This is a genomic window from Streptomyces sp. NPDC029138, from assembly GCF_055564375.1.
The window spans coordinates 56015-72321 of the sequence record NZ_JBVHWM010000003.1 but is presented as its reverse complement, the minus strand read 5'-3'; the positions used below and the strand labels follow the sequence as shown (position 1 = coordinate 72321).

The 16307-nt window shown below is 74.0% G+C and carries 13 protein-coding genes and 1 pseudogene; 9 read left to right on the top strand and 5 right to left on the bottom strand.

Annotated elements, in window-relative coordinates; genetic code table 11:
* Window positions 1–250 precede the first annotated feature (250 nt).
* The 3 genes from ACZ4WH_RS04295 to ACZ4WH_RS04285 all read right to left on the bottom strand — a co-directional run bounded on the left by ACZ4WH_RS04295 (window position 251) and on the right by ACZ4WH_RS04285 (window position 4750).
* Entirely contained in the window at window positions 251–2647 is a 2397-nt protein-coding gene (locus ACZ4WH_RS04295; RefSeq protein WP_468176437.1) for a glycoside hydrolase family 65 protein, read from the bottom strand.
* Window positions 2644–3387, bottom strand: a complete 744-nt coding sequence (locus tag ACZ4WH_RS04290; RefSeq protein ID WP_468176435.1) for a beta-phosphoglucomutase family hydrolase — start codon at window positions 3385–3387, stop codon at window positions 2644–2646. The genes ACZ4WH_RS04295 and ACZ4WH_RS04290 overlap by 4 nt, the downstream gene beginning before the upstream one ends.
* Before the next feature lie 148 nt (window positions 3388–3535).
* On the bottom strand, window positions 3536–4750 hold the full coding sequence (locus tag ACZ4WH_RS04285) for a cytochrome P450 (protein ID WP_468176433.1): 1215 nt from the start codon (window positions 4748–4750) through the stop codon (window positions 3536–3538).
* Window positions 4751–5333: 583 nt separating this feature from the next.
* Between ACZ4WH_RS04285 and ACZ4WH_RS04280 the strand changes: the two genes are divergently transcribed.
* Complete coding sequence (locus ACZ4WH_RS04280) at window positions 5334–5684, top strand: DUF3040 domain-containing protein (protein ID WP_468176431.1); 351 nt, start codon at window positions 5334–5336, stop codon at window positions 5682–5684.
* Window positions 5685–5800: 116 nt separating this feature from the next.
* Here ACZ4WH_RS04280 and ACZ4WH_RS04275 read toward each other — a convergent pair whose 3' ends face one another.
* On the bottom strand, window positions 5801–6370 hold the full coding sequence (locus ACZ4WH_RS04275; protein WP_468176430.1) for a hemerythrin domain-containing protein: 570 nt from the start codon (window positions 6368–6370) through the stop codon (window positions 5801–5803).
* 101 nt (window positions 6371–6471) lie between these two features.
* Window positions 6472–7365 (bottom strand): polysaccharide pyruvyl transferase family protein, encoded by an 894-nt coding sequence (locus tag ACZ4WH_RS04270; RefSeq protein WP_468176922.1) that lies wholly within the window; start codon window positions 7363–7365, stop codon window positions 6472–6474.
* Window positions 7366–7649: 284 nt separating this feature from the next.
* On the opposite strand from ACZ4WH_RS04270, the gene ACZ4WH_RS04265 reads away from it, so the two are divergent.
* The 8 genes and pseudogenes from ACZ4WH_RS04265 to ACZ4WH_RS04230 form a co-directional block, all read left to right on the top strand.
* Window positions 7650–8657, top strand: coding sequence for an NAD-dependent epimerase/dehydratase family protein (locus ACZ4WH_RS04265; RefSeq protein ID WP_468176428.1), 1008 nt, complete (start codon window positions 7650–7652; stop codon window positions 8655–8657).
* 33 nt (window positions 8658–8690) lie between these two features.
* Window positions 8691–10325 (top strand): carbamoyltransferase family protein, encoded by a 1635-nt coding sequence (locus ACZ4WH_RS04260; RefSeq protein ID WP_468176426.1) that lies wholly within the window; start codon window positions 8691–8693, stop codon window positions 10323–10325.
* Entirely contained in the window at window positions 10322–11317 is a 996-nt protein-coding gene (locus ACZ4WH_RS04255) for a glycosyltransferase family 2 protein (protein WP_468176424.1), read from the top strand. The genes ACZ4WH_RS04260 and ACZ4WH_RS04255 overlap by 4 nt, the downstream gene beginning before the upstream one ends.
* Window positions 11314–12465, top strand: a complete 1152-nt coding sequence (locus ACZ4WH_RS04250) for a D-glycero-alpha-D-manno-heptose-1,7-bisphosphate 7-phosphatase (RefSeq protein WP_468176422.1) — start codon at window positions 11314–11316, stop codon at window positions 12463–12465. Before ACZ4WH_RS04255 ends, ACZ4WH_RS04250 begins: the two co-directional genes overlap by 4 nt.
* Window positions 12462–13472 carry a glycosyltransferase family 9 protein gene (locus ACZ4WH_RS04245; RefSeq protein ID WP_468176420.1) on the top strand — a complete coding sequence of 337 codons (1011 nt, stop codon included), beginning with the start codon at window positions 12462–12464 and terminating at the stop codon, window positions 13470–13472. Before ACZ4WH_RS04250 ends, ACZ4WH_RS04245 begins: the two co-directional genes overlap by 4 nt.
* Window positions 13469–14431, top strand: coding sequence for a glycosyltransferase (locus ACZ4WH_RS04240; protein WP_468176418.1), 963 nt, complete (start codon window positions 13469–13471; stop codon window positions 14429–14431). The genes ACZ4WH_RS04245 and ACZ4WH_RS04240 overlap by 4 nt, the downstream gene beginning before the upstream one ends.
* On the top strand, window positions 14428–15660 hold the full coding sequence (locus ACZ4WH_RS04235) for a glycosyltransferase (RefSeq protein WP_468176416.1): 1233 nt from the start codon (window positions 14428–14430) through the stop codon (window positions 15658–15660). The genes ACZ4WH_RS04240 and ACZ4WH_RS04235 overlap by 4 nt, the downstream gene beginning before the upstream one ends.
* Window positions 15657–16295, top strand: a pseudogene (locus ACZ4WH_RS04230) (D-sedoheptulose-7-phosphate isomerase); the annotation flags it as partial. The gene ACZ4WH_RS04235 and the pseudogene ACZ4WH_RS04230, both read left to right, overlap by 4 nt.
* Window positions 16296–16307: the final 12 nt, after the last annotated feature.

Sequence of the window (16307 nt, the reverse complement as noted above, 5' to 3'; positions counted from 1 at the left end):
CTGCGACCGCGCTGCTTCACGGTCAGTAGCGGCCGGTCGGCCGAGGGTGCCCGCCGCGCGATCGGGGCGGCGGGGCCGAACCGGGCCAGGGCGGCCATGGCCGGCCGGAAGTCGCGGGCCCCCGGCAGCCGCCGCGGCACGGGCCGCACCACGCCGAAGCAGGTGTCTCGGGAGCGCCCTCCAGGTCGATGCGCCGCCGCCCGGCGGCGTCCATCGCGGCTGCCCCCTCACCGGTCTGTTCTGCGCCGTGCTACTCGAGTGTCTCCGCCCGGTCCTCGTCCCCGGTGGGCACGCCCACCGGACGGCGGCCCGGCGGCTGCTGAGGCTCCGGGCGCGCGGGCGCGGGGGGCATCGGCCGGTCGACCGGCTCGTCGGTGGTCAGGGTCGTCAGCTCTCCGTGGTGCAGTACGACCAGTGGTTCGCCCTCCACCAGCCGATAGCGCGCGTGGGACCGGTTGATGTCGACCTTCAGTCTCCGGCCGCGTACCAGCACGGTGAAGGCCACCCTGGACAGCGCTTCCGGCAGGCGCGGGGTGAACGACAGCTGTTCCGGCCTTCCGTCATCGCCGAGGTACCGGCGCATCCCCCCGAAGCCCGCGACGAGGGCGATCCAGGTGCCGGCGAGGGAGGCGATGTGCAGCCCGTCACGGGTGTTGTGCTCGAGGTCGTCCAGGTCCATCAGCGCGGCCTCACCGAGGTAGGCGTAGGCCAGGCGCAGATGGCCGGTCTCGGCGGCGAGCACCGCCTGACAGGACGCCGAGAGGGAGGAGTCGCGGACGGTCAGCGCCTCGTAGTAGGCGAAGTTGCGCGCCTTCTGCTCCTCGGTGAAGACGTGCGGGCACTCCATCATCGCCAGCACCAGGTCGGCCTGCTTCACGACCTGTTTGCGGTACAGGTCGAAGTAGGGGTAGTGCAGCAGCAGCGGGTAGTTCTCGGGCGGGGTCGCCTCGAAGTCCCAGCGCTGGAAGGACGTGAAGCCGGCCGACTGTTCGTGGACACCGAGCGAGTCGTTGTACGGCAGCGCCATGCGGGCCGCCGCGTCCCGCCACATCGCGGCCTCCTCGTCGTTGACACCGAGTTCCGCGGCCCGGTCGGGATGGCGTACCGCCATGTCCGCGGCGGCCATCAGGTTGTGGCGGGCCATCAGGTTCGTGTACAGGTTGTCCCGGGCGAAGGCGCTGTACTCGTCGGGACCGGTGACCCCGTCGATGTGGAAGACGCCTTCCGCGTCGTGGTGACCGAGGGAGCGCCACAGCCGGGCGGTGTCCACGAGGAGATCGAACCCCTCGGCGCGCTCGAACTCCTCGTCCCCGGTCACCATGACGTACCGCACGGCGGCCATGGCGATGTCGGCGTTGACGTGGAAGGCGGCCGTCCCGGCGGGCCAGTAGGCGGAGCACTCGGCGCCGTCGATGGTCCGCCAGGGGAACGTCGCCCCGGACAGCCCGAGTTGGCGCGCGCGTTCCCGCGCGGCCGGCAGCGTCCGGTGCCGCCAGCGCAGCGCCGAGGCGACGGTCTCCGGGGCGGTGAACGTCAGCACGGGCAGCACATAGGACTCGGTGTCCCAGAAGGAGTGCCCGTCGTACCCGGTTCCGGTCAGGCCCTTCGCGGGGATCGCCCGGTTCTCGCCGCGGGCCGCGGCCTGGAGCACATGGAAGAGGGCGAACCGCACCGCCTGCTGGATCTGCGCGTCACCCTCCACCTCGACGTCCGCGCCCGCCCAGAAACGGTCGAGGTACCCCCGCTGGGCGGCGACCAGCCCGTCCCAGCCGGTGCTGACGGCGGCCGCGACCGCCCCGTCCACCTGATCGTGCACGGCCGGCAGCGACCGTTCACCGGACCAGCCGTGGGCCACGAACTTGACCAGCCGCAGCGGCTGTCCCGGCACCAGGTCCGCGGTCACCGTCAGCCGGCTGACGTCGGGCTCGCTCTGTGCCGTCCGCTTGGTGCTCTCGGGCCCCTCGACGAGATGGTCGGCCGCCGCTCCCACCCGCAGCCTGCTGGCGCCGGTGCAGTGCACGAGCCGTAGCCGGGTGTCCTGCGCGAAGTGCTCCTCGGACACCAGCGGGGACTCGGTCGCCGCGGCGACACGCGGGTCGCCCTGGAAGCGGGGCAGCTGTTCGTTGGCGACGAGTTCGGACTGCACGGCCACCGTGGTCGGGCCGTCGACCGGCTCCACCTCGTACACCACCGCGGCCACCGCCCGCTGGGTGAAGGACACGAGCCGGTGGGAGGTGATGCGGACCGTACGGCCGCCGGGCGAGGTCCACCGCGCGGTCCGGCTGAGCACACCGGAGCGGAAGTCCAGGACCCGTTCGTGCGCCAGCAGCCGGCCGTAGCGCAGATCGCACGGGTGGTCGTCCACGAGCAGCCGGATGATCTTGCCGTCGGTGACATTGATCATCGTCTGGCCGGACTCGGGATACCCGTAGCCCGCTTCCGCGTACGGCAGCGGGTGCCGCTCGTAGACGCCGTTCAGGTAGGCGCCGGGCAGTCCGTGCGGCTCTCCCTCGTCGAGGTTCCCGCGCCATCCGACGTGCCCGTTGGACAGCGCGAACACCGATTCGCTCTGGGCGAGCACATCGAGATTCAGCTCGGTCTCGCGCAGGCACCACGGCTCGACCGTGAAGCTGGGATGAGTGATCACCGCGACTCCAGAAGCTCGGCCAGGTCCCGGACCACGACATCGGCCCCGTGCGCCCGCAGTTGCTCCGCCTGGCCCACCCGGTCGACGCCCACGACCACGCCGAACCGTCCCGCCCGGCCCGCCTCGACGCCGGCCAGGGCGTCCTCGAACACGGCCGCCTCGTCCGGTTCCACGCCCAGCCCGCGGGCCGCCTCCAGGTAGGTGTCCGGGGCGGGTTTGCCACGTAGACGACGCTCGCGTGCCACGATGCCGTCGATCCGCTCGTCGAACAGCTCCTCGATCCCGGCCGCCACCAGGACGTCCCGGCAGTTGGCGCTGGACGACACCACCGCGCAGCGCAGCCCGGCATCCCGCACGGCGTGCACGAAACGGACCGAGCCCTCGTAAGGCTCCACCCCGTCCTCGCGGATGCGCCGCAGGACCAGGTTGTTCTTCCGGTTGCCCAGTCCGTTCACGGTCTCCGCCTCCGGCGGGTCGTCCGGCGAACCCTCGGGCAGGCCCATCCCGCGCGAGGCGAGGAACGTGCGCACCCCGTCCTCACGGGGGCGCCCGTCCACGTACTCGTCGTAGTCGTCGACCGCGTCGAAGGGCACGAACGCGGTCCCCTCCCGGGTCGCGCGCTCGCGGAGATAGCCGTCGAACATCTCCTTCCAGGCGGCCGCGTGCACTTTCGCGGTCTGGGTGAGCACCCCGTCGAGATCGAACAGGCAGGCACGGACGTGAGCAGGAAGCCCCAGCATGCCGCCGAGGCTAGAAGGCCGGTGCCGTCCGCGACGGCAGGACACCGCCCGGCAGCCCGGAAGGCACCCACTCGGTGGAGACGTGAGCCGCAGCCGTCCGGGCGACCGGGGCAGGCCGGTTGGGCCGTCCGGGCGGCTCGATCCGGCTCTACCAGGTGACCGGCAGGCTCAGGGGGAAGCGGCGGATGGTGCCGGTGTCCCACTCGATGTCGTCGGGGGATACGTCGAGGCGCAGCTTGGGGAAGCGGGCCAGCAGGCCGGAGACCGCGCTGTCCAGCTCCGCCCGTGCGAGCGGTGCCGCGAGGCAGTGGTGCCCGCCCCAGCCGAAGGTCATGTGCGGGTGCACCGGCCGTTCCAGGTCGAGCTTGTGCGGGTCGGGGAAGACGGCAGGGTCGCGGTTGGCCGCCAGATACGACACGTGCACGTAGTCGCCCGCGCGGATCGGGGTGCCCTCGATCTCCGCGTCCTCCAGCGCGATCCGCGGGATGCCCACGCCCTTGCGGAACGGGATGAACCGCAGCAGCTCCTCCAGCGCGCCGGGGAACCGCTCGGGGTCGCGCGCGAGCGCGGCCATCTCCTCGGGCCGGGTCAGCAGCAGATAGGCGATGTTGCTGATCTGGCAGGTCGCGGTGTCGTTGCCGCTGAGGATCAGCGTCACCGCCAGGACCGCCAACTCGTCGTCGCTCAGGGGCTCCTCGCCCTCCGGCACCGGGGCGGTGGCCAGCGTGCTGAGCAGGTCCTCGCCCGGTGTGCTCCGCCGGGCCGGGATCAGTTCGGCGAAGTACGTCCGCAGACAGGCCTTGGCGTCGGCCGCGTCCTGCCGGGCGTCCGGCGAGGTGGCCAGCAGTCGCATGGTGTGCGCACGCAGCTGGTCGCGGTCGGCCTCGGGGACGGCGAGAAGCTCGCAGATCGTCAGGTGGGGCAGCGGTACCGACAGATGGGTGACCAGGTCAGCGGGCGGCCCCGCCTCGTCCATCGCCGTCAGCAGCCCGGCCACCACCCGGTCCACGGCCGGCCGCATGGCCGCCACCCGCTCCCGGGTGAACGCCTGGGCCGCCACGTGCCGCAGCCGGGTGGCGTGCGGAGGGTCCGTCACGTTGATCGATTCCGGTGACACGATGGGCTCGGGCGTCATCCGCGGATAGTCGCGTCCGACGATCGCCGCTCGGCTGAACCTGGGATCGCACGTCACCTGACGCACGCCGGCGAAGCTGGTCACCAGCCACGCCTCCGCCTCGCCGTAGGGCAACCGGATCCGGCTGACCGGGCCGCGCCGCGCCAACGAGTCCAGCGCCGGATCGTACTCCAGCGCGTCGGCGAAGTCGAAGGGGCAGTCGAGCACTGCCGGGTCGTGGGACGACATACAGCCTCCTTTGCGCGCCGCCGGGCGCGTCGCTTCCGGGGGGCCGGTCCTAGCCGTGCCGGCCGCTCAGCGTCGTCGCGGCGGTCCCGGGGGCCGAAGGCGTGGTACGAGCAGCCCCGGTCCTCCCCAGCCGACCTGGCGCGAGAGCTGTGTTCACTATGCGGTACTTCGACCCGTCTCGCAGAACAGGCGCTCCGGGCAACGAACCGGCTCAGGCCGGCAGCAGCACGTTGACGAGGACGATGAGCACGCCGGCCACGACGGCCGCGACGACCACCCAGGGCCACATCGCGTGTTCCTGGGCCGGCTGGACCTCGGTGGACTTGGGCACGGTGGCTCCTCGTGGGGCGGACGACGGGGCGGGCGACCGGAAGTACGGGGGCTGAACCGGCTCCATCGTGGACCGTGCGGGGGCCGTCTTTCATTCAGGGTGGCCACCGGTCCCCGGGTGGAGTTTCCTCCACCTGCCCCCTCACCCGCTTCTCCGTCCGGCCCGCCGCGCCACCGCATCGGCCGCGCGGACCGGGGAACTCGGTGGTCCGGAGCCCGGATGCCGCCGACCGGCGGAGGAGGAGCCGTTGCCGTGGACGAGTGGGAGATGTGGGAGATGCGCGACGAGGTACGGCTGTCACCGCGCGAGCGGCTGGCGCTGTTGCGGATCGAGGTGGACCTGCGGCGGGACCGGCGGTTCGCGCGCCGCATGGGCGACACCCGGCGCGAGGTCTGGCTGCCGGTCGCGGTGCTGCTGCTGGCGGTCGCTTCGGTGTTCGTCGCCGTCACGGGCATCCGCACCTCGGACCCCGCGCTGCTGTGGTGCTTCGCGCTGCTGTGGCCGCTGACCCTCTTCCAGGCGTTCCGGCTGCTGTGCCGGGCGGCCCGCACCCGTCCTCGTACCGGTGCCCGGGCGCCGCGTGGCACGGAACCGTGGCTGTGAAAGACGAGCAACCGTGGCTCTCAGGCGTGGCTCTGAGGCGAGACGAGCCCGGACGCTTGACGTTCGCCCAGCCGACGCCGCCCGGCCCTCACAGGACCGGGCGGCGCCGTCCTCCCTCAGCCCTGGCTCTCCTTGCCCCGCCCCGTCAGCGCGTCGCGCATCCGGTCGACCAGACCGGCTCCCGGTGCCAGCAGCTTGTTGGCCGGGGGCTTGTCGGGTGCCGACGGGTGCGGACGGGTGGGTGCCATCTTCTTCGCCCGGCGGACCTTGTCGCCGAGGTCCATCAGCGCGTCCGCGGGGCAGGCCGTCTCCAGCTGCGGGAAGAGGTTCTGCTCCTCGTCCGTCACATGGGACCGGATCTCGCTCATCAGCTGAGCCATCAGCGAGTCGAACCGCGGGTCGTCCGCCTGGCAGCCCTCCAGGTCCTTCATGATCTGTTCGGCCTTGGCGTGGTCCTCGAGTTCCTTGTCGGCCAAGGCGTCCCCGCCCGTCAGGTGCTGGCGCACCGCCGGGTAGAGGTAGGCCTCCTCCGCGACCGAGTGGCGGACCAGCTCGATCGTGGCCTGGTCGCAGAGGTTCTTGCGTTCCTGGGAGCCGGGCGGCAGCGCCTCGATGCGGCCGAAGATCTCCTCGACCTCGCGGTGGTCCGTGGTCAGCTCCTGGATGACGTTTCCGCCGTGACCCATGGTCGTTACCTCCTGCGTGAAACGCGGCGGCCCGTGAACGGCCGGCCGTCCCCGCGCCGAGTGCCCCGGGCCGGGCGCGCTACACGGCCCGCCGCGCCCGGTCAGCGCATCGAGTGGCAGGCGGCGGCCGTTCGGCCCGCTCCGGACAGCGCCCACTCCCACCAGTGGTCCAGGATGCCCGGAGTCAGCGCGTCCGCCGTGACCAGCGCCGGCCAGCCCAGGGCACGGGCCTGGGCGCTGACCTTGGCACCGCCGGCCACCGGGTCGACCGCGATCACCGGGACGCCGGTGCGCAAGCCCAGCACCAGTCCGTGCAGCCGGGTGGTGACGACCAGGTCGAAGCGGCCCACGAGGGCGAGGAACTGCTCGGCGGTGGCGCACAGCCGCCAGTCGTCGCCGGCCAGCCGGGTGTCGGCCGGCACCCGCGCGCAGTCCTTGCCGGCCAGCCAGCCGGTGATCCGCTCGTTCACCTCCGCGTGCCGGCGCCGCGCCCCGTACTCACCCTGACCGTGCGAGAGCACCACCCCGGCCACGGGCGGCAGCGGGTCCGCCGGGGCGTCGGCCGCGAGATCGCGCCGGGCCGGGTCGGCGGTACCGTCCCGGGCGACGATCCGGTGGAAACCGGTGGCCGCCGGATCCGCCGGATCGACCACCGACACCCCGGCCGCCAGTCGTGTGCAGGACCTGAACCTGCCATGCAGAGCGGCCACTTGGCGCCCGTGCACCGGACCGCACACGAACAGCAGGGTGTCGTACGCCTCCGGGTCGGCCGTCTCCAGCGACAGCTCACCGGGCCGGAAGCCGGGGCTCCACGCCGTCTCGTGCGGGATGCCCGCCCTGGTCAGCGCGGCCGACATGTGCCGCTGCGCGAGCACGTCCCCGGCCGTCGCCTCCCCGTCCCGGAAGCTGAACCAGCCGGTGAGCAGCAGCCGCTCCGGAGGCCGGCCGGGCCCGCGCAGCGTGCGCAGCACCGCTTCCGCGACGTCGTCGAGCATCAGCATCTCCACCGTGGTATGAGGGGCGCAGGAGTCGCGCGAGTACCCCTGGGCCCGGAGAATAAGAATCCAACGTGTGAAACCAACTGGCAGGGGAACTCCGCTGCCAGTGCCGTCCAGCAAGCGGCGGCCTGCCAGGCCGGTCCTCCGGAGCAGCGGGGACCCGGCGCGAGCCATTTTCCCCCCAGCGGGCCGACGGTGTCGGCCCCGGCGACGCGGTACGCGCGGAATGCCCAGGCAGGGGCGTTCCCGGGCGCGAACGACGTGGACGAAGGAACAGCCCCATGACTGGTGACACACCGTTCTCCTGGCGGCGCGCCGTCGTGACCGGCGGCGCCGGCTTCCTCGGCTCCCATCTGTGCGAGCGGCTGCTGGATTCAGGGGTCGAAGTCGACTGTGCCGACAACCTGGCCTGCGGGCGGCGCGAGAACATCGCGCACCTGGAGGACCGGCCCGGTTTCCGGTACCTGCACTGCGACGTCTCCGCCCCCGACTGCACCGAGCGGCTGCCGGGCCCGTACGACCTGGTGCTGCACTTCGCCTGCCCGGCCTCGCCCGCCGACTATCTGCGCATGCCCCTGGAGACCCTGGACGTGGGCAGCCTCGGCACCCGCAACGTCCTGGCGATCGCCGAACGCGACGGCGCCCGCTTCCTGCTCGCCTCCACCTCCGAGGTCTACGGCGATCCGCTCGTCCACCCGCAGCACGAGGGCTACTGGGGCAACGTGAACCCGGTCGGGCCGCGCAGCGTCTACGACGAGTCCAAACGGTTCGCCGAGGCGCTGGTCACGGCACACGCCGGCGCCAGGGGAACGAACGCCGGGATCGTACGGCTGTTCAACACCTACGGGCCGCGGATGCGGGCCCACGACGGCCGCGCCGTGCCCACCTTCATCTGCCAGGCCCTGGCCGGCGAACCCCTCACGGTCACCGGCGACGGCAGCCAGACCCGCTCGCTGTGCTACGTGGACGACACGGTCGACGGCATCCTGCGGGTGGCCGCGAGCAGGTCCGTACGGCCGGTCAACATAGGCGGCAGCGACGAGATCACCGTCGCCGACCTGGCCCGCCGGGTGGTCGACCTCACCGGCTCCCGCTCCCCGATCGCGTTCATAGACCGGCCCGTCGACGACCCCGGCCGGCGCCGCCCCGACACCACCCTCGCACGCGAACTGCTCGGCTGGTCGCCGCAGGTTCCCTGGGAGGAGGGGCTGAAGCAGACGATCGCCTACTTCGCGGCCCTGCCCCCGGAACCGGACCCGCACGCGGAGGAATCGGCCCCGCGGTCCTGACCCCTGCCCGTTCCCCGGCCCTGGAGACAGCGCATGCACGTCCTCGGTATCAACGCACTCTTCCACGACCCGGCCGCCGCCCTCATCACCGACGGCAGGGTCGTGGCGGCAGCGGAGGAGGAGCGGTTCTCCCGCCGCAAGCACGGCAAGCGGCCCGTTCCCTTCTCGGCCTGGGAGCTGCCCGAGCAGTCGGCCCGCTGGTGTCTGGACCAGGCCGGCCTCACCCCCTCCGACCTGGACGCCGTCGCCTACTCCTACGACCCCGCGCTGGCCCGCCCCGCCGACGAGATGGGCCTGCACGACCCCTGGGACCACCTGCGCCAGCAGTACGCCCGCGAGGCGCCGCACTTCCTCGCCGAGGCCCTGCCCGGACTCGACCCGGCGAAAGTGAGGTTCGTCCCGCACCACGTGGCCCACGCGGCCTCCGCCGGGCCCGTCTCGCCGTACCCGGACTGCGCCGTCCTCGTCCTGGACGGCCGCGGCGAGTGCGGCTCCCACCTGGCCGGCCACTACACCGACCGCGAACTGACCGTCCTCGGCACCCAGCGACTGCCGGACTCCCTCGGCCTGTTCTACGAGGACCTCACCCAGCACCTCGGATTCCTGCGCAGCAGCGACGAGTTCAAGGTCATGGCCCTCGCCTCCTACGGCACCCCGCGCTTCGCCGGCCGGCTGCGGGAGTACGTCCAGGCCGACGAGGAGGGCGGCTTCCGGGCCCGCCCGGTGCCCTGGGCCGAGTTCGTCCCGCCGCGCCCGGCCGGCGGCGCCTGGAACCAGGACCACGCCGACCTCGCCGCGAGCGCCCAACTCTGCCTGGAGGAGGCCATGCTGGCCCTCGCCCGGTGGCTGCGCGAGCGCACCGGCGAGGACGCCCTCACCATGGCCGGCGGTGTCGCCCTGAACTGTGTCGCCAACACCCGGCTGTGGCGGGAGAGCGGCTTCCGGCACGTGTGGGTGCAGCCCGCCGCCGGAGACGCCGGTACGGCCCTGGGCGCGGCGGCACATGTCGCCGGGCAGAAGGACGCCCTGGAGCCGATGCCGACCGCCGCGCTCGGCCGGGGCTGGAGCGACGCCGAACTGCGCGCGTGGCTGGAGCGGGCGGCCGTACCGTACGAGGAGCCCGACGACATCGCCGAGACGGCCGCTCAGGCGCTGGCCGCCGACGGGATCGTGGCCTGGTTCCAGGGGCGCAGCGAGTACGGGCCGCGCGCGCTCGGGCACCGCTCGCTGCTCGCCCACCCCGGCAAGGCGGAGAACCTGGAGCGGCTCAACGCGGTCAAGGGACGCGAGGAGTTCCGGCCCGTCGCGCCCATGGTGCTCGCCGAACGCGCGGGCGAGATCTTCGACGGGCCGCTGCCCAGCCCGCACATGCTGTTCGTCCACGACGTGGCCGCCGAGTGGAAGACCCGCATCCCGGCCGTGGTGCACGTCGACGGCACGGCCCGCATCCAGACCGTGGACCGCGCCCAGGAGCCCCTGGTGGCCCGCGTGATCGAGGGCTTCGAACGGCGCACCGGACTGCCGGTGGTGGTCAACACCAGCCTCAACACCGCCGGACGGCCCATGGTCGACGACCCCCGGGACGCCCTGGAGTGCTTCGGCTCGGCCCCTGTCGACCTGCTCGTCCTCGGCCCGTTCGCGATCCGCCGTGGGAAGGCCTTCGCATGACCGACGCCCCCGCCTACACCGTCGTCGTCCCGACGATCGGCCGCCCCTGCCTCGCCGAGTGCCTGCGCGCGCTCGCCGCGGCCGACGGCCATCCGCCGCACGAGGTGGTCGTCGTGGACGACCGGCCCGCGCCCGACGGCGACCTGCCCCTGGAACCGGCCGGGCAACTGCTCGACCGGGTGCGCACCCTGCGCACCGGCGGCAAGGGACCGGCCGCCGCCCGCAACGCCGGCTGGCAGACCGTCCGCACGCCCTGGACGGTCTTCCTGGACGACGACGTCCAGGTGCTGCCGGACTGGTCCCGGCGGCTCGCCGAAGACCTGCGGGAGGCCGGCCCCGACGTCGGCGGTGTCCAGGGGCAGTTGCGTGTCCCCCTGCCCCTGGACCGCCGGCCCACCGACTGGGAGCGCACCACCAAGGGCCTGGAGAACGCCGCCTGGGCCACCGCCGACATGGCCTACCGCACCGAGGCGCTGAAGCGGACCGGCGGCTTCGACGAACGCTTCCCGCGGGCCTTCCGCGAGGACGCCGACCTCGCCCTGCGCGTGCAGCGGGCCGGCTGGTCGCTGACCCGGGGCGTACGGGTCACCCGGCACCCGGTCCGGCCCGCCCACTGGTGGGCCTCGCTGCCCGCGCAGCGCGGCAACGCCGACGACGCCCTGATGAACCGGCTGCACGGCCGCGACTGGTGGGACCGCGCGCAGGCGCCGCGCGGCCGGCTGCCCCGGCACCTGGCGGTCACCGGCGCGGCCCTCGCCGCCGCCGGCTGCGCCCTGACCGGGCGGCGCCGGGCCGCGACCGCCTGCGCGGCCCTGTGGACGCTCGGCACCGCCGAGTTCGCCCTCGCCCGCATCCTGCCCGGTCCGCGCACGGCCCGAGAGATCGCCGGGATGCTCGGCACCAGCGTGCTCATCCCGCCGCTCGCCGTCCGGCACTGGGTGCGCGGAGTCGTCCGCCACCGGCACGCCGAGCCGCTGGGAGGTGCCGAGTGAGCAGGCTGTCCGCCGTCCTGTTCGACCGCGACGGCACCCTCGTCGTGGACGTGCCGTACAACGGCGACCCCGACCGGGTGCGGCTGATGCCGGGCGCCGCCGCGGCCGTCGCGCTGGCCCGGTCCGCCGGGCTGCCGACCGGCGTGGTCAGCAACCAGTCCGGCATCGGCCGCGGTCTGCTCACCGTGGACCAGGTCCTCCGCGTCAACGAACGCGCCGACGAACTGCTGGGCGGGCTGGACACCTGGGTGTTCTGCCCGCACGCCCCCGACGCCGGGTGCGCCTGCCGCAAGCCCCGCCCCGGCCTGATCCACACCGCCGCCGCCCGGCTGGGCGTACCGCCGGCCGAGTGCCTGGTGATCGGCGACATCGCCGCGGACGTCCTGGCCGCCCGCGCGGCCGGCGCCCGGGGCGTCCTGGTCCCGAACGCGGCCACCGCGCCGGCGGAGGTGGAACGTTTCGCCACGGAGAGCGCCCCCGACCCCCTCACCGCGGTCCGCGCGGCCCTGACGGAGGCGGGCCTCTCCCCCACAGCGCACCCTCGCCGGCCTCGGGCGGCTGTGCCGGGCGCGGCGGTCACGGAGGAGGCCCCGTCGTCTGTGCCAGGTGCGGCGGCATCGGAGCGGCTCGGGCCGTCCGGGGCGGGTGCGGCGGCCTCGGGTGGGCCTCGGTCGGCTGTGCCGGGCGCGGCGGTCGCAGGGGAGTCCTCGTCGTTTGTGTCGGGTGCGGTGACATCGGAGCGGCCCCGGTCGTCCGGGGTGGGTGTGGCGGTGTCGGAGCGGCTCGGGTCGTCCGGGGCGGGTGCGGCGGCCTCGGGTGGGCCTCGGTCGGCTGTGCCGGGCGCGGCGGTCACAGGGGAGTCCTCGTCGTCTGTGTCGGGTGCGGTGACATCGGAGCGGCTCGGGTCGTCTGGGGCGGGTGCGGCGGCCTCGGGTGGGCCTCGGGCGGCTGTGCCGGGCGCGGCGGTCGCAGGGGAGTCCTCGTCGTCTGTGCTGGGTGCGGCGGCCTCGGGTCGGCCTCGGTGGGCTGTGCCCGGTGCGGCAGGCCGAGAGGGGGCCTCGTCGTCTGTGCCCGGTGCGGTGGGACCCGGCCGGTCTCGGTCCGCCGTGGTGGGTGTGGGGCGGGGCCTCGGGAGGTGGTCGGCGTGAAATCGCTCGTCGTCCGGCTCGACAGTTTCGGTGATGTGCTGCTCGCCGGTCCCGCCGTGCGCGCCGTCGCCGCCCGGTCCTCGCACGTCACCCTGTTGTGCGGTCCGCGCGGCGCGGATGCCGCCGGGCTCCTGCCCGGTGTGGACGAGGTGCTGGTGTGGGAGGCGCCCTGGGAGGGGTTCGATCCGCCCCCCGTCAGCCCGGCCGACATCGACGGGCTGGTGGGCCGGCTGCGGGCCGGGGCCTACGACGCCGCGCTCGTCCTGACCTCCTTCCACCAGAGCCCGCTGCCCACCGCCCTGCTGCTCCGGCTCGCCGGCGTCCGCCGGATCGGCGCCGACAGCGTCGACCACCCCGGCCGGCTCCTCGACGTACGCCACCGGCGGCTGGACGGCCGGCACGAGGCCGAGGCGGCGCTCGACACCGCCGCCGCGATGGGCTTCCTGCCGCCGCCCGGTGACGACGGGCGGCTGCGCGTCCTCCCGCCCCCGGACACCAGCAGCCTCACCGGCAACGGCCCCTACGTCGTCCTGCACCCCGGGGCCAGCGCCCCCGCCCGCGCCTGGAGCCCGCACCGCTGCGCCGAGGCGGTCGCGCTGCTCGCGGACGCCGGGCACCGCGTGGTCGTCACCGGCGGCCCCGAGGAGACCGCCCTCACCCGGCAGGTCAGCGGGGATCTGGCCGTGGACCTCGGCGGCCGGACCTCCCCCCGCACCCTCGCCGGCGTGCTGCGCATGGCCGACGTCGTCATCAGCGCCAACACCGGACCCGCCCACCTCGCCGCCGCCGTCGGCACCCCGGTCGTCTCCCTCTTCGCGCCCGTCGTACCCGCCGAGCGCTGGGCGCCGTACGGCGTCCCCGTCATCCTGCTCGGCGACCAGTCGGCGCCCTGCGCGAACACCCGGGCCCTCACCTGCCCGGTGCCCGGCCACCCCTGTCTGGACGAGGTCACCGGACAGGACGTGGTGCGCGCGGTGCACAAGCTCATCCAGGAGCGGCAGTCATGAACATCCTCGTCTGGCACGTGCACGGATCCTGGCTCACCGCCTTCGTGCAGGGCCCGCACACCTACCTGGTCCCGGTCACCGACGACCGCGGACCCGACGGCCTCGGCCGCGCCGTCACCTGGGACTGGCCCGAGACCGTGCGGGAACGCACACCGAAGGAACTGTGGGACTCCGACATCGACCTGATGGTCCTGCAACGCCCGCACGAACTCGACCTCGCCCTGCGCTGGACCGGCCGTCGGCCCGGCGTGGACGTGCCCGCCGTGTACGTCGAGCACAACAGCCCCGACGAGTCACCGGAGCGCCAACTCCACCCGCTGGCCGGGCAGTCGGCGATCCCCCTCGTGCACGTCACCCACTTCAACCGGCTGATGTGGGACAACGGCCAGGCCCCCACCGAGGTCGTCGAGCACGGCATCATCGACCCCGGCGCGCTCTGCACGGGCACCGAGCCGCGCGCGGCCGTCGTGGTCAACGAGCCCGTGCGCAGGGGCCGTACCACCGGCACCGACCTGCTGCCCCGGTTCGCCCGGTCCGCCCCCCTGGACGTCTTCGGCATGCGCACCGAAGGACTCGCCGAGCACCTCGGCCTGCCCCCGGAACGCTGCCGCACCCGGGACCTGCCGCAGCGGGAACTGCACCGCGCGATGGCCCGGTGCCGGCTCTATCTGCACCCGGTGCGCTGGACCTCGCTCGGCCTGTCCCTGCTGGAGGCCATGTTCCTGGGCATGCCCGTGGTCGCCCTGGACACCACGGAGGCCCGGGAGGCGATACCCGAGGGCGCCGGGGTGGTCTCGAACCGCTTCGACGTCCTGGAGGACGCCGTACGGGCCTTCCTCGCCGACCCCGAGCTGGCCCGCCGCACCGGCGCGGCGGCCCGGGCCGCGGCCCAGGCCCGCTACGGAGAGCGGCGCTTCCTGGACGACTGGGAGCGCTTGATCAAGGAGGTCACCCGATGAGCCGCATTCCGCACACGGCCGGGCGCGTCGCCATGGTCTCCGAGCACGCCAGCCCGCTGGCCGCGCTCGGCGGGCCGGACGCGGGCGGCCAGAACGTGTACGTGGCGCAGGTCGCCCGGCAGCTCGCCAGAAGGGGATACCGGGTCACGGTGTACACCCGGCGGGACTCGGCGGGCCTGCCGGACCGGGTGACCCTCATCGACGGCGTACAGGTCGTGCACGTGCCCGCCGGGCCGCCCGCACCCGTCCCCAAGGACGAACTCCTGCCCCACATGACCGAGTTCGGGAACTTCCTGGCCCGCCAGTGGGCACAGAGCCCGCCCGACGTGGTGCACGCCCACTTCTGGATGTCGGGCCTGGCCGCCCTGGCCGGAGCCCGCGACCTCGGCATCCCCGTCGTGCAGACCTACCACGCGCTGGGCACGGTGAAGAAGCGCCACCAGGGTGCCGCCGACACCAGCCCGCCGCAGCGCCTCGCCATCGAGGAGGCCATCGGCCACGAGTGCGCCCGGATCATCGCCACGTGCAGCGACGAGGTGGCCGAACTGAAGGCCATGGGGCTGCCGGAGGACCGGATCAGCGTCGTGCCGTGCGGGGTCGACCCCGACCAGTTCACGCCCGTCGCCCGCACCCGTCCGTCCGGCGCCCGCAGGCGGCTGCTGGCCGTCGGCCGGCTCGTGCCCCGCAAGGGCTTCGACCGCGCCATCCGCGCCCTGGCCGACGTCCCCGACGCCGAACTCCTCATCGCCGGCGGCCCCGAGGCCGACCTGCTCGGCGCCGAACCCGAGGCCGAGCGCCTCTACGGCATCGCCGGTGAATACGGCGTCTCGGACCGGGTAACCCTGCTCGGCGGGGTCAGCAGGGCCCGGATGCCCCGGCTGATGTCCAGCGCCGACCTGGTGCTGTCGCTGCCCCGGTACGAGCCCTTCGGCATCGTCCCGCTGGAGGCCATGGCCTGCGCCACACCGGTCGTCGCCACCGCCGTCGGCGGCCAGCTCGACACGGTCGTGGACGGCACCACGGGCGTCCTGGTCCCGGCCGACGACGACCACGACCTCGGCGCGGTCGTCCGCGCCCTCCTCGCCGACCCCGACCGGCTCGCCCGGTACGGAGCCGCCGGCCGCGACCGGGTGCTCAGCCACTACACCTGGGACCGGGTGGCCGACGGCGTGGCCGGGGTGTACGGCGCCGTGTCCTCCATCCGCTCGCTCTCGGGAGTCGTCCGATGAAGAGTCCGACGAAGACCGTCACCGACACCGCGCAGGGCCACACCGCGCACGGCGACACCGCCACCGACACCACGCACTGCGACGACCTCGCCAAGGCCCTGGAGGCGTTCCGCGACCACGGTCCGCTCATCGAGCGCTGGGGCACCGAACTGGCCCGGCGCCTCGGCGCGGGCGCCCGGCTGCTCGTCGCGGGCAACGGCGGCAGCGCCGCCCAGGCCCAGCACCTCACCGCCGAACTCGTCGGCCGCTACCGAGACGACCGGCCGCCGTTCTCCGCGGTCGCCCTGCACGCCGACACCTCCTCCACCACGGCGATCGCCAACGACTACGGCGTCCAGGAGGTGTTCGCCCGCCAGACCGCCGCCCACGGCCGCCCCGGCGACGTGCTCCTGCTGCTGTCCACCAGCGGTGCCAGCGCCAACCTGCTGGCCGCCGCCGACCGCGCGCACCGGCTCGGCATGACGGTGTGGGCACTGACCGGGCGGGCCCCCAACCCGTTGCAGCTCGGCGCGGACGAGGCGCTGTGCGTCGACGCCCCCGTCGCGGCCACCGTCCAGGAACTGCACCTGGTCGCCGTACACATGCTCTGCGAGGCCTTCGACCAGGCCGTCGAGCGGGGGGAGGCGGACCACGGGGTGGCGGGCACG